We start from the raw sequence: 13,568 nt of genomic DNA on the forward strand, positions 1-13,568 counted from the left end.
ATTAACAAAAACAAAAAAGCCGGCGAGCGGATTAAATAATCAATCTATTCCATTCATGGGAAGGCTGTATTCTTTTCCCAATTGATAATGCCATAAGAAAAAATAGTATTCACCACCGGGCCGGCTTCCTACTCGCCAGATTACCTTTATTTCGGACCTGCCAACACTATCTCTTTCCCAGTTCCGGTTTCATATTGTTTGAAATTATCTTTGAAGAGTTTGGCTAACTCTTGTGCCTTGGCATCGTAGTCGGATTTCTCTTTCCATGTATTGCGGGAATTCAAAATCTCTTTTGGAACTTCCGGGCACTCCGCAGGGACTTGCAGACCGAAGACGGGCTCACAGGAGTATGGGACATCATCAAGTTTCCCTTCAAGGGCAGCGTTTATCATGGCGCGGGTATAGGCAATTTGCATCCGTGAGCCAACACCGTAGGGTCCTCCTGTCCAACCTGTATTGACCAGCCAGACCTTTACCTTGTGCTTATTAATCTTCTCACCTAACAGTTCACTATAAACAGTGGGAGGCAAAGCCATAAAGGGCGCACCAAAGCACGCGCTGAAAGTGGCTTTGGGCTCTGTCCCCATTCCTGCTTCAGTACCGGCAATTTTAGCGGTATAACCGGAAATGAAGTGGTATCTTGCCTGTTCGGGAGTGAGACGGGAAATAGGGGGCATAACTCCGAAGGCATCGGCTGTGAGCATAATAATGTTTTCCGGGTGTCCTCCTGTTCCCTCTCGAATAATATTTGGAATATGAGTTACAGGGTAGGCAGCACGGGTATTTTCAGTGAGACTGTCATCGTCCAAATCAATTTTTCTGGAGTTTATATCAATGGCAACATTCTCAAGCACAGTGCCAAAACGGCGGGTTGTTTCGTAAATTTCAGGTTCTGACTTTGCTGAGAGACGAATGACTTTGGCGTAGCAACCGCCTTCGAAATTGAAGACTCCGTTATCAGACCAGCCGTGTTCATCGTCGCCTATAAGAGAGCGTTTAGGATCAGCAGAAAGCGTAGTTTTCCCGGTTCCTGAAAGACCAAAAAAGATGGCAACATCATCTGCAGGACCAACATTGGCACTGCAATGCATTGTCAGGACACGGTGCTGGGGGAGAAGGTAGTTCATGACTGTGAAAATGGATTTTTTGATTTCCCCTGCATAACTGGTGCCGCCGATCAGGACAAATTTTTTAGCAAAATTAACAATGATAAAGGCTTCGCTGTTAGTTCCATCCACTTCGGGAATAGCCTTAAAATGCGGCATATCTAGGACTGTAAATTGCGGGATATGTTCTCTCCGTTCGCCTGGGTCGTGAAGCTGACGAAACATATTGCGTGCAAAAAGAGAATGCCAGGCTGTTTCAGTAATAACGCGGATTGGCATACGAAAATCTTTGTCAGCGCCAGCATGGCAATCCTGGACAAAGACATCCCTTCCCTGCATATAGGCTTGCAGACGATGCAGGATACCTTCAAATCTGACCGCATCAAATGATTGGTTAGCTTTCCCCCACCAAACCTTGTCCTGGCTTGAAGGTTCTCTGACAATGAATTTGTCATTGGGGCTGCGCCCTGTGTGAGAACCGGTTCTAACTACAATAGGACCCAAATGGGCAAGGTAGCCTTCGCGGCGGCGAATAACCTCCTCGTAAAGCATCGGGGTATTAAGATTCCAATAAATATTGCAAAGGTTCGTTAAACCCTGAGCATCCAATCCGATTTTTGGTTTATTATTTTCATTCATAATCCCCTCCTTTATTTATATAAAATCTAATTTGAGATTACACTAGTTCAACAATGAAGCGCAACATTTCGAAAAGCGGGTGGGAAGGATATTGTAAAAACTTTAAAATTCTTGTGCCCCTCCACTCACTATATCTTCAAGAACATTGCACTCTAAAGCTGTGTCGGTTTTTCAGACATAGCATGTCTCAATATTTCAATGAGTTAGTTTAAACACAGATAAAATGTGTTGGATAATTTAGACACTTTTATCATATTAAGGTTACTGCAATAAAATAAAATCATTTAAATAACTCAATATATCAATAAGATAAGCAATATATTGGCAAAGTGGTATGTATATTGCTTGCGTTGTTTTACTTAACTTTTTGTTTATCAACATTTTTCAGTATAAGGGGAAAATATGCTGTCCAAGAACTACGTTACCAGACTATCAACAATCTTATTAGCTCTATTGCTAATTCCATTAGTTTCATGCTCAATTCAGAAACCACAGCAATCGCTTAATACCCCAACTAATCCTGACAAGAAGGCAATTACTGCAAAGATGGCAAAGCTTCAGATTCCCTTCATTGAGAACAGAGGGCAGTTGCCGGATGAGGTAAAGTATTATGCAAACACCTTTGCAGGAACTGTCTATGTCAAAAAGAATGGCGAGATTGTTTATAGCCTCAGCAGAAATCACGGAGTAGCCTCTAAACTTGCTAACAGGAAAGTAACAGTCCTCAGTGAGAACCTTGTTGGTGGAAAATCAATATCACCAGTTGGAATGGATAGCTCTCAAACTAAGGTCAACTATTTTACAGGCAATGACAAAAGCAAATGGCAAACCGGCATATCAACATTCAACGAGGTGAACCTCGGTGAGATTTATAATAATATAGAGCTTAAACTTAAAGCTTATGGGAATAATATTGAGAAGCTCTTTGTTATTAATGGGAATGGCAAAGTTGAGGATATAAAGCTCAATATAGAGGGCTCTAATGGATTAAAAATAAATGATAAGGGCGAGCTTGAAGTTGAAACAGAACTTGGTAATGTCGCATTCACAAAACCCTTTGCATATCAAGAGATAGATGGAAAAAGATTTGAGGTTAAGACTGAGTTTATAATTGATTCGTCACTCTCCTATGGTTTCCATGTTGCCTCATACAACCCAAACTATCCGCTCATCATTGACCCTCTTCTTGCCTCAACCTTTATTGGAGGAAGTGATGCTGATGGAGGCAATGCCATAGCCATAGACTACTCAGGCAATGTCTATATCACAGGACGGACTGCTTCATCCAACTTTCCCACAACAGGGACTTCTTATGATAGCTCCTTTAATGGTTCTCATATTGTTTATGGTGTCGGGGATGTCTTTGTCTCAAAGCTAAATAATTCATTAACCACACTTCTTGCCTCAACATTTATTGGAGGAAGCAGTGATGAAGAGAGCAATTCCATAGCCATAGACTCCTCAGGCAATGTCTTTGTCACAGGATACACTATGTCATCCAACTTTCCCACAACAGGGACTCCTTATGATAGCTCCTTTAATAGTGGACTAGATGTCTTTGTCTCAAAGCTAAATAATTCATTAACTACTCTTTCTGCCTCAACATTTATTGGAGGAAGCAGTAATGAATTCGGCAATTCCATAGTTATAGACTCCACAAGCAATATCTTTGTCACAGGGGAGACCAGTTCATCCAATTTTCCCACAGCGGGGGCTCCATATCTTTATGATAGTTCACTAAATGGTGGTTCTGATGTCTTTGTCTCAAAGCTAAATAATTCATTAACTACTCTTTCAGCTTCAACCTTTATTGGAGGAAGCGGTAATGATACCGGCAATTCCATAGCAAGAGACTCCTCAGGCAATATTTATGTCACAGGGGAGACTTACTCATCCAACTTTCCCACAACAGGGACTCCTTATGATAGCTCCCATAATGGCAATACTGATGTCTTTGTCTCAAAACTAAATAATATATTATCTACTCTTCCAGCCTCAACTTTTATTGGAGGAAGCGGCTATGATATTGGCAGAGCCATAGCCATAGACTCCTCTACGGGCAATGTTTATGTGGCAGGGGAGACTGGCTCATCCAACTTCCCCACAGCAGGGAGCCCTTATGATAGCTCCTATAATGGCAATACTGATGTCTTTGTCTCAAAGCTTAACAGTTCATTAAATACTCTTTCAGCTTCAACCTTTATTGGAGGAAGTGGTTCTGATTCAATGGGCGATTCCATAGCAAGAGACTCCTCAGGCAATATTTATGTCGCAGGTTCCACTGATTCATCCAATTTTCCCACAGCAGGGACTCCTTATGATAGCTCCCATAATGGCAATACTGATGTCTTTGTCTCAAAGCTTAACAGTTCATTAACTACTCTTTCAGCCTCAACCTTTATTGGAGGAAGTGATGTTGATGGAGGCACTTCCATAGCAAGAGACTCCTTAGGCAATATCTTTGCCACAGGGTGGACCGCTTCATCCAATTATCCCACAACAGCAGGGGCTTATGATACATCCAATAATGGAGGTAATTGGGCGGGTAGTTCTTTTGGAGATGTCTTTGTTTCAAAGCTTGATAATAATTTAAGCTCCGATGACCCTGATGGAGACGGGATTAGTTATCTAGTTGACAACTGTCCTAACACCTATAATCCTGACCAGACAGATACAGACGGTGACGGCATAGGTGATGCCTGCGATATGGACATAGATGGCGATGGAATATTAAATGGCTCTGACAACTGCCTAAATACATATAACCCTACTCAGGTTGATTCTGATAATGATGGAATCGGTGATGCCTGTGATACTGATAATGATAACGATGGAATATTAAATGGCTCTGACAACTGCCCAAATACTTATAACCCCACTCAGGCAGATTCTGATCATGATGGAATCGGTGATGCCTGCGATTCTGACAATGATGGCGATGGAATACCAGATGCCTCCGACAACTGTCCTTCTGTTTCAAACCCGGATCAGGCAGATGCTGACAATGATGGTACAGGTGATATCTGCGATACCTGTACAGATATAGACGGAGATGGTTACGGCAATCCTGGATTTTCAGCAAACACTTGTCCTGCGGATAACTGTCCTGATATTTCAAATCCAGATCAGGCAGATACGGACAATGATGGTATAGGTGATATCTGCGATGCTGACATAGATGATGATGGAATATTAAATGCCTCAGACAACTGTCCTTCTGTTTCAAATTCGGATCAGTCAGATATAGACAATGATGGCATAGGTGATGCCTGTGATACCTGTATAGATACAGATGGAGATGGATACGGCAATCCAGGATTTGTAAACACTTGTCCTATTGACAACTGCCCTAATGTTTCAAATCCAGATCAGGCAGATTACAACAATAATGGACAAGGTGATGCCTGTGACCCTATCCCGACACTAATCACTCTTTCCTCCTTTGAAGTAAAACAAACCGGCAGGAAAGTTGCGCTCAAATGGAAAACCGGAACTGAAATTGACAACATTGGATTCAACATCCTCCGCAGCGAATCAGAAGATGGCCAATATAAGAAGATAAACCAGAAGCTCATCAAGGCCAAAGGCACTGCGATAAAAGGGGCAAGCTATCAATTCAAAGACAATAACATTGAGGCAGGCAAGACATATTGGTATAAGCTTGAGGATATAGACAGCAACACAGGAGCTACTCAGCATGATGCGGTGAAGGTTGATGTTGCTGCAAAGAAATCCAAGACAAAGAAAAATTAAACAGGGAGTCAATTATGAATAATCCAAAAAAAGCTTACAGAAAACCAACTATCAAGCAAGTGAAACTTGTTCCGGAAGAAGCGGTCCTCGGCGTGTGCAAGAGTGATACCGGGGCAGGCCCTAATCAGTCAATATGCATAATCCCCCAGTGCTTTAATCCGGGGAGCTGAGGGGTAAATAAAATAGGGACAGCGCCCGTTTTTTCCGAAGCAGCGCTCGCTGTAGGATTTATGAACTTCACATTTACTACACAAAAATAGGCTCAGGTAAAAACTACATGCAGCCTAACTTTTTGATTTATTGAAAGCCGGCGAGCGGAATTGAACCGCTGACCTGCTGATTACGAATCAGCTGCTCTACCAACTGAGCTACGCCGGCCTGTTAAGCGTTCTTCTAACACCACTTTATTGCACTGTCAACCTCATGAAATTCTTATCAGTCAAATAAAAAATCCTTATGAAAATATTAATGGATTAATTCATTTTATATTATTAACCATAACAACAATATTATTAGGTGTGCCAAGAATTTTTTAAATTTTAGTTTTGGGGGGCAGTGATGAATGAACAATCAAATGGGGTTTTTCCTCAATTGACAGCATCTAACCTTGAAGGAAGACAATTCAACCTACCCGGCGATTTTGAAGGTGAAATCAATTTGCTATTCATAGCTTTTGTCCGTGAACAGCAGGATATTGTTGACAGATGGGTTAACGAAGCAAAAACATTGGCAAACTCCCATCCGAAGCTCTGCTATTATGAATTGCCAACCATATGCAAGGTCAATGTGGTTTACCGCAAATTCATAAACGGTGGAATACGGACAGAAATCCAAGATCTAAAAGCCCGTGAAAGCACCATAACATTATATCTGGACAAAATGGACTTCCGCTCCTCACTTGAAATTCCAGATGAGGAAACAATTTACGTCATGCTTGTTGACCGAAAGGGGAGTGTCCTGTGGAGGACTGAAGGTAAATTCACTGAAGAAAAATTAGAAGAGCTTAACAAAGCCTTAAGCCAGTAAATAATAATTCGCTATACGAGCGTATTAACCCGGACTACACTTATTTAATCTCCCCTGAGAATGTAACACCATCGAAAAAAATATTTGACATTTTTTTAAAAGAATCTATATACCCTACCAGGGTATAGCTTGGATATAGCTGGAGGTATGAATGTTAGACGATGTATCAAAAGAAAAGGCGTTGTCGCGGCTTAAGAAAATCGAAGGACAGATAAGAGGGATAAGCCGCATGGTTGATGACAAGCAGTACTGCATAGACATTCTTACGCAGATTTCGGCAGCAAGTGCCGCGCTTTCCAATGTGGCAAAACTTATATTGAAAGAACATGTTGAAACCTGCGTCACAGATGCTTTGAGAAGCGGCAAGGAAAAAAGAAAAATAGATGAACTCATGGACGTTATTTTCAAGTTCAAGAATACAACCTGAAACATAAGCAACAAACATCAAACCATATTATTTAAGGAGAATTAAAATGGCTGAAGCAAAACTTACAGTTGATGGTATGTCGTGTCAGATGTGCGTAAAGCATGTAAAAAAGGCTATCGAGGAATTCAAGAGCGCAAGGAACGTCAATGTTGACCTTGACAAGAAGGAAGCTACATTTGCATTTGATCCTTCAATTGACAATTTAACTGCAATAATAGGCGCCATAACTGAAGCTGGTTACGAAGCGGCACAGAAGTAATTTTTTTTGGGGAAAGTCCATGGAGAAAAGAACGGAAATACCTGTATTTGGAATGACCTGCAACCACTGCGTGCGCGCCGTAACAAAAGCGCTTAAGAAGCTCGACGGTGTCGGAGAATTAGAGGTATCCCTTGAAAAACAGCTTGCAACTGTGTCCTTTGACGACACTAAAGTCAGCGAAGGCACCTTAAAAGATGCCATAGTAAAAGAGGGGTATTTTTTAGATGCAGACAAGGCTGCTCTTGCGGCAGCTGCGGAGGCTTCTCCTGCACCTATAGAAGCAGAAAAACCTGCTTTAAAAACTATAACGTCGAACTTCAAAATAACCGGCATGTCATGTGTAAACTGTGCAAGGACAATTGAAAAGGGACTTTCCAAAGTTGAAGAGATAAAAGAAGCGGTAGTTAATTTTCCCATGGAATCTCTTAAGGTCGAGCATCTTGAAGCTTTAACATCTCAAGCAATTGCTTTAAAGGTTAAAGACCTGGGCTACGGAGCTATCCAGGCTGATGGAAACGGAGCAGGGAAGCTCAGCTTCACCATAGAAGGAATGAGCTGTGTTAACTGCTCAAAGACCATAGAAAAAGTTTTAGGGAAAGCAGAGGGGATAAAAAGCGTATCTGTAAATTTTTCAATCGAGCAGGGGACAGTGGAATATGACAACTCCATAATCACTGCCGAAGGGATTTATGAGCTTGTAAAACAGGCAGGCTACAAGGCAGTCCCAAGGGAAGATGATGGAGATAAAGAAAAGATCGCCCACAAGGAAAAAAGATCCTTTCTCCTTACTGTCTTCTTAACCATTCCCATAGCCCTGCTGGTACATCTTCCCCAGTTCGGAGTAAATTTTCATCCTTTTGGAACATATCAGGACTATGCTGTTTTCGGGCTTGCAACCATTATCCAGATAATCGGAGGCTTTCCATTTTACAGGGGCGCTTATTATTCGCTTAAAAACAAATCAACAAACATGGATGTCCTCGTATCTCTGGGAATTACAGCCGCATATTTTTACAGCACATTCATGCTCTTTTTCGGAAGCAGCATGGAAGGCATGGCGGCGTCTTCCGGAGCAGGCATTGACACTTCAGCCCTGAATGCAAATGACTCGATGGATATGAGCTCATTAAACATGGAAGGTGTTCCGCAGGCAGCCGGGCATATGATGCATCACCTGATGTTTGAAGTTGCTCCGGAGCTTTTAAGCTTTATTTTGCTTGGCAAACTGATGGAAGCACGCGCCAAAGGTAAAGCAGGACAGGCGCTCAAAAAACTCCTTGAACTCCAGGCTGACAAGGCAAGGCTCATCGTTGACGGAGTTGAAAAGGAAGTGCCGGCATCACAGATTTCAGTGGGCGATATCGTGCTGGTAAAGCCCGGAGAGAAAATACCTGTAGATGGAGAAATAATAGAAGGAAGCGCAAGCATTGACGAAGCTATGATATCCGGAGAATCCATTCCGGTTGAAAAGAAGCCGGGCGACAGTGTGACAGGCGCAACTATAAACAAGTCAGGTCTTTTAAAAATAAGGACCATGCGGATAGGAAAAGACACTGTGCTCTCTCAGATCATAAAGATGGTGCAGGAAGCGCAGGCTGACAAAGCACCAATACAGCGTTTTGCCGACACTGTTTCCAATTATTTTGTTCCCGCAGTTGTTTCGATCGCCCTTATAAGTTTTGCAGTATGGTTTTTCATGATAGGGGAGACATTCCTTTTTGCATTTACAATAATGATATCAGTCCTCGTTATAGCCTGTCCATGCGCACTTGGCCTTGCAACTCCCACTGCCATAATGGTTGGGAGCGGCATAGGATTGAACAGGGGAATCCTGTTTAAGAAAGCGAGCGTACTAGAAAACATATCAAGACTCAATATTGTGCTCTTTGATAAAACCGGGACAATCACAAAAGGCGAGCCCAAAGTTGTTGGTACTTCGTTTGCACCGGGTATCACGGACAACGAAGCATTAATGATAGCAGCAAGCGCTGAAGCGTCATCCACTCATCCTCTTGCTGAGGCTGTTGTAGATTACGCAAAAGAAAAAGGGATTACCCTCTCCGCTACAGACAACTTCCATGAAGAGAGCGGCATGGGGATAACATGCACAATTTCAGGAAGCCGGGTTATTGTCGGAAAAAGAGCCCTCCTTGAGAAAAATGGAACTGATATGTCGGGAATCAAAAGCGCAGCGGAACGGCTTGAATCAGAAGGCAACACGCTGGTCTTTGCGGCAAAGGATGGAAAGGCAATAGGCGTATTCGGGATTGCTGACGTAATAAAAGACAATGCGCCTCAGGCAATAAAGAGGCTTCATGCTCTGGGAATAAAAACATGCATGATTTCCGGAGACAATAAAAAAATTGCCTCGATTGTAGCAGGAAAAGTAGGGATAGACACATTTGAGGCTGAAGTCCTGCCTCAGGATAAAATAAATGCCGTAAGAAAATATCAGGATCAGGGGCTCAAGGTTGGAATGGTAGGGGACGGCATCAATGATGCACCTGCCCTTGCACAGGCAAACATAGGGATAGCCATTGGCTCGGGTACTGATGTGGCAAAAGAAACAGGTGATGTCGTTCTTGTTAAAAACGACCTGCTAGATGTGGACCGCGCAATACAGCTTGGAAGAAAAACACTCACCAAGATAAAACAGAATTTTTTCTGGGCACTTTTTTATAATGCAATAGGAATACCTATAGCTGCCGGGGTGTTTTATCCGTTTACTCTGCCGCCCCAGTGGTGTGCGCTTGCAATGGCATTCTCATCGGTATCGGTGGTGAGCAATTCGCTGCTACTACTAAGGTTTTCTAAGAAGTTATAATCCGGTCAGGACTTTTCGCCGCTAAGGGTTATTCCTTCGACTTTGATGCTTAGATTCGAAATAGGTCCGCTCAATTCTACAGGGACATTTTTCTTCCCCTTGATTCCCATTAAAGATATGGCTTTTCCTACTTCATGAGAGGTATCGTATTCACCAAAGAGTTTCATCTTGATATTTGTTTTATCCAGCGACTCTCCTACCTTAAATGTTCCGCCGCCGTTTATTTTTACTCCGCTTCCCTCAATAATAAAATTCTTCACATTGCCTCTGCCTCTTGTAGCTTCAAAAACAAAGCCTGCTTTATCAAGCTTGAGACTTTTTAGAAAAGGTGAAATATTTTCCAGCTGTCCACCGGCAATCTCAATCTGGCCGTTACCGGAAACCGTTCTTGCGCTGTCCTTCTGCATGACAATGTTAAAGTTGAACTTTGCAGGCCCCTTAAGCCTCATCTTCTTTTTATCGTTTCCGGACAGCAGCTTGCTGATTTCAACTTCTTTAGAGGTGTCAACTTTTAAACTTATGCGGTCTGTATCCAGGCGGATACTTCCATCCAGCTTGCCTTCAAAACCATCTGCACTGAAGTTAACCTCTTTTTTAAGGAAAAATATAGAGGATAAAGGAAGCGTAATTTTAAGCTTCTCAAGCTGATATGGTTTAGAATCAACCGCCGTATTTTGTATCTCTACTTCGGAGAAACTTACTCCAATCGGAAAAGTATAACCTGATTTCTGTTTTGTAATTTTATACTGGTAATCGGCCTCTATACCAGAAATAGCATTATCTACAACCTTGTCAAAAGGAAACTTGATAAGCAGAAAAACAATAAAGCAGCTTATCCCGTAGAGAGTGTAAAGAAATACTCTCAAAAAATTCTTCTTTATGTCACTTAGTATATTCATATAATTCTTCCATAACTTTCATTGATTTATAAGAAGTGAAGCTTATATTTGCAACAATTATCTTTATCTCTCCTTTTCAATCTGTTTTATGAGCGCTATTGCATTTTTATTCCCGGGATCAATGGCTATTGCTTTTTTGAGTTCAGCAGCAGCCTTTTCTTTCTCACCGGTACTGATATAGACTAACCCAAGATTGATATATGCCGGCACATAAGATGGATTTATCTTAAGGGCTAAATTAAACTCCCTTAAAGCCTGAGCTGTATCTCCTTTTTTCTGATAAATGGTACCAAGATTATTGTGAGCTTCAACATCATCAGGATCAGTTTTTATAACCGCTCTTGTTTCGTCCATTGCTTCATCCAGTCTTCCAAGACCAATATAAACTGCCCCCAAATTACTTTTTGCACTTAACAGACCGGGATTAATCCTAAGTGCTGCCTTGTAATTTTTCTCAGCATTCTCATAATCTCCGTCCATATGATAAAGAAGTCCTTTTAGATAAAGGGCATAGGAATCACTCCCATCCTGGGAAAGAAGCATATCGAGTATTTCAAGTGACTTTTTCTTTTCTCCTGTCATCATGTAGCTTTCTGCCAGATTAAGATAAATTTTCATGTAACCAGGCTCAAATTTTAGAGCACTCTGATACTGCTCAATCGCTTTCGCATAAAAACCACTTTTTTGATAAACACTCCCAATACCATAAAGCGCTTTAACGGAGGGATGATTTATAGGCGATTTTTTGAGGGCATTGGTCCACAAACTTATTGGATTTTCCCATGACAATGTAGCTTTTTTAGCAAGCGCACTATAAAGAAAGAGAATCATTGCAATAATTAAAATAAAACTTCTTTTGATTTTCTGCCTTTTATTGATGCTGCAGAAACCGGCAGATGAGGAAAGAAGTAAGGCAAACCCCATCACCGGCAGATATAGCCATCTCTCGGCCAAAACATCCTGTACCGGAAACACCAATGTTGGAAGCTGTGTTAACAATATCCACAATAAAGAAAAGAAAATAATTGGGGCTCTTCTTCTTGCAAAAAATCCAAACAAAATGACAAGCACTATCACTGCCGCAGAGCCTATGACTCTTAGATTAAAAAAAGAATCTGCAAAGGGTAAATAGTGGTCAACAGTCAAATTAAAAGGAAGAAAAAGAAGCTTCATCCCATAAACAAAAGAGCAGACCTGCGTTAATAACTGCACATGAATCGGTCTGGAAAAATCTTGGTTCCCTGCGGTTCCAAAAATAAAAATCCTCAAAAAGAAAATAATGACTGCTGCGATCCAATAGGCAAAATGGAAGGGGAAATATCTTTTTTTTATCCAATCTCTGAAGCCGTATTTTACCTCGTCCCTGCATCCGTTGGGATTTATAGATTCATTTATATATTCAATGGCAAGGAGAATTAGCGGGAGTGTAATTCCGTTTTCCTTGCTAAAACAGGACATAATAAAAAAAATGAGAGAAAACATTCTGAATGAAAAATCCGAACGACCTTTTGGTTTATTGTCAGCTTTCAGAAAAAAGAGAAGAGCCAGAAGGTAGAAAAAAGCGCAAAGCAATCCGGACCGGCTTGAAATATAAGTTACAGACTCAACATTAACCGGATGAGAAACAAAAAGGCTTGAGGCAAGCAGTGCAGTCAACACACATTCAGGATCTTTAGCAGGACCTTTAGTCAGGCGCTTGACCAGGAAAAAAAGAATTATCCCATTCAGCAAGTGCAATGCAATGTTAACAATATGATACCCGTAAGTGTTAAGTTTTCCAAAATAGTAATTTACGGCAAATGAATAATTAAGCAGGGCCCTCTGGGGGTTTGATGAAACTATGGACGTGAAATCAGAAATATTTTTTATTTTATAGTTATTCTGAATGACATCTGCATCATCATAATTAAATGGAAAATGCAATGTCCCGCTGTAAATAAAAAATACAATGAGTACGGGAGCAAGAATTAAAAGAAGGGTTTGCCGTTTTTCTTTATTCATTACGACTAAAAGATACTCCAAAAAAAATTCAGGATAAATGAAAACTCATACTTTGTACTTTATTCTCATTTATCCTGAACTATATTCTAACTGCTAACCGTTGTAACTTTAATCGTACCATTGAAGCTGTTCATATTCACTTGTCGTCGGGACCCACAAAATCAAGATACTCGCTTCCAAGGAAAACGTCAGGTGCTACATACCAGTCTCCTGTTACTGACTGTTTTGCTATCCTGGATGCACTGCTTGTGGCTTCACCTGCTGTAAATCCGAGAACCAGACCGCTTGTTACAGACCCAAGAGTAGCATAGACAAGCTTAAGCGGCGAATAGATTACAGATGACACTACGCTGGCAGTGACTAGTCCTGTCTTCCCCCATGGACCAAAATCTGAGAAGGTCTTAGCCTCTGCAGAAATGCCGGTTCCCAAAGCCAATAGAGTAAAAAGAGTTCCAACAGAAATAAGTTTTTTGTTTTTTTTCATATGTCATGCCTCCTTCTCAACAATTTCCAAGTTTTTTTACTTCTCTTCCTACATAGTCTTATATAAAAATTATAACCTCTAAAAAGCGTGACGTCAATTATTCCGGATCAAATTGAAATCTTTCACAGATATTTTGTTCTGTATTTCTCT

10 protein-coding genes and 1 tRNA gene are annotated in these 13,568 nt (G+C 41.3%); 6 read left to right on the forward strand and 5 right to left on the reverse strand.

All coding sequences use genetic code 11. From position 1 onward, the window contains the following. Positions 1–146: 146 nt before the first annotated feature. On the reverse strand, positions 147–1,745 hold the full coding sequence (gene pckA, locus HZA77_03995; GenBank protein MBI5374573.1) for a phosphoenolpyruvate carboxykinase (ATP): 1,599 nt from the start codon (positions 1,743–1,745) through the stop codon (positions 147–149). 402 nt (positions 1,746–2,147) lie between these two features. On the opposite strand from pckA, the gene HZA77_04000 reads away from it, so the two are divergent. Then, a complete protein-coding gene (locus tag HZA77_04000) occupies positions 2,148–5,498 on the forward strand; it encodes a thrombospondin type 3 repeat-containing protein (protein MBI5374574.1) in 3,351 nt (1,116 codons plus the stop codon). Positions 5,499–5,512: 14 nt separating this feature from the next. Then, positions 5,513–5,668, forward strand: coding sequence for a hypothetical protein (locus HZA77_04005; protein ID MBI5374575.1), 156 nt, complete (start codon positions 5,513–5,515; stop codon positions 5,666–5,668). 135 nt (positions 5,669–5,803) lie between these two features. On the opposite strand, the gene HZA77_04010 is transcribed toward HZA77_04005, so the two are convergent. Continuing rightward, positions 5,804–5,876 (reverse strand) — tRNA-Thr (locus HZA77_04010). A gap of 180 nt (positions 5,877–6,056) precedes the next feature. On the opposite strand from HZA77_04010, the gene HZA77_04015 reads away from it, so the two are divergent. The 4 genes from HZA77_04015 to HZA77_04030 all read left to right on the forward strand — a co-directional run bounded on the left by HZA77_04015 (position 6,057) and on the right by HZA77_04030 (position 10,034). Beyond that, the gene (locus tag HZA77_04015) at positions 6,057–6,524 is read left to right on the forward strand and encodes a hypothetical protein (protein ID MBI5374576.1); all 468 of its coding nucleotides are present in this window, start codon (positions 6,057–6,059) and stop codon (positions 6,522–6,524) included. A gap of 151 nt (positions 6,525–6,675) precedes the next feature. Next, entirely contained in the window at positions 6,676–6,951 is a 276-nt protein-coding gene (locus tag HZA77_04020) for a metal-sensitive transcriptional regulator (protein MBI5374577.1), read from the forward strand. Positions 6,952–6,997: 46 nt separating this feature from the next. After that, on the forward strand, positions 6,998–7,210 hold the full coding sequence (locus HZA77_04025) for a heavy-metal-associated domain-containing protein (GenBank protein ID MBI5374578.1): 213 nt from the start codon (positions 6,998–7,000) through the stop codon (positions 7,208–7,210). Between the two features lie 19 nt (positions 7,211–7,229). Further along, a complete protein-coding gene (locus HZA77_04030) occupies positions 7,230–10,034 on the forward strand; it encodes a heavy metal translocating P-type ATPase (GenBank protein MBI5374579.1) in 2,805 nt (934 codons plus the stop codon). A 5-nt stretch (positions 10,035–10,039) separates the two neighbouring features. Here the strand turns inward: HZA77_04030 and gspN are convergent, their stop codons facing one another. From gspN to HZA77_04045, 3 genes are all read right to left on the reverse strand, one after another. Next, the gene (gene gspN, locus HZA77_04035) at positions 10,040–10,933 is read right to left on the reverse strand and encodes a type II secretion system protein GspN (protein MBI5374580.1); all 894 of its coding nucleotides are present in this window, start codon (positions 10,931–10,933) and stop codon (positions 10,040–10,042) included. A 63-nt stretch (positions 10,934–10,996) separates the two neighbouring features. Beyond that, a complete protein-coding gene (locus HZA77_04040; GenBank protein MBI5374581.1) occupies positions 10,997–12,934 on the reverse strand; it encodes a tetratricopeptide repeat protein in 1,938 nt (645 codons plus the stop codon). A gap of 136 nt (positions 12,935–13,070) precedes the next feature. Next, on the reverse strand, positions 13,071–13,418 hold the full coding sequence (locus tag HZA77_04045) for a hypothetical protein (protein ID MBI5374582.1): 348 nt from the start codon (positions 13,416–13,418) through the stop codon (positions 13,071–13,073). Between the last annotated feature and the right edge of the window lie 150 nt (positions 13,419–13,568).

Source organism: Candidatus Schekmanbacteria bacterium, from assembly GCA_016219965.1.
In the GTDB taxonomy this organism is placed as follows: Bacteria; Schekmanbacteria; GWA2-38-11; order GWA2-38-11; family J061; genus JACRJM01.

Coding starts and splice junctions, on each gene's coding strand:
- HZA77_04030 (MBI5374579.1), top strand. CDS start 7,230: ATGGAGAAAAGAACGGAAATACCTGTATTTGGAATGACCTGCAACCAC.
- gspN (MBI5374580.1), bottom strand. CDS start 10,933: ATGAATATACTAAGTGACATAAAGAAGAATTTTTTGAGAGTATTTCTT.
- HZA77_04005 (MBI5374575.1), top strand. CDS start 5,513: ATGAATAATCCAAAAAAAGCTTACAGAAAACCAACTATCAAGCAAGTG.
- HZA77_04045 (MBI5374582.1), bottom strand. CDS start 13,418: ATGAAAAAAAACAAAAAACTTATTTCTGTTGGAACTCTTTTTACTCTA.
- HZA77_04015 (MBI5374576.1), top strand. CDS start 6,057: ATGAATGAACAATCAAATGGGGTTTTTCCTCAATTGACAGCATCTAAC.
- HZA77_04020 (MBI5374577.1), top strand. CDS start 6,676: ATGTTAGACGATGTATCAAAAGAAAAGGCGTTGTCGCGGCTTAAGAAA.
- pckA (MBI5374573.1), bottom strand. CDS start 1,745: ATGAATGAAAATAATAAACCAAAAATCGGATTGGATGCTCAGGGTTTA.
- HZA77_04000 (MBI5374574.1), top strand. CDS start 2,148: ATGCTGTCCAAGAACTACGTTACCAGACTATCAACAATCTTATTAGCT.
- HZA77_04040 (MBI5374581.1), bottom strand. CDS start 12,934: ATGAATAAAGAAAAACGGCAAACCCTTCTTTTAATTCTTGCTCCCGTA.
- HZA77_04025 (MBI5374578.1), top strand. CDS start 6,998: ATGGCTGAAGCAAAACTTACAGTTGATGGTATGTCGTGTCAGATGTGC.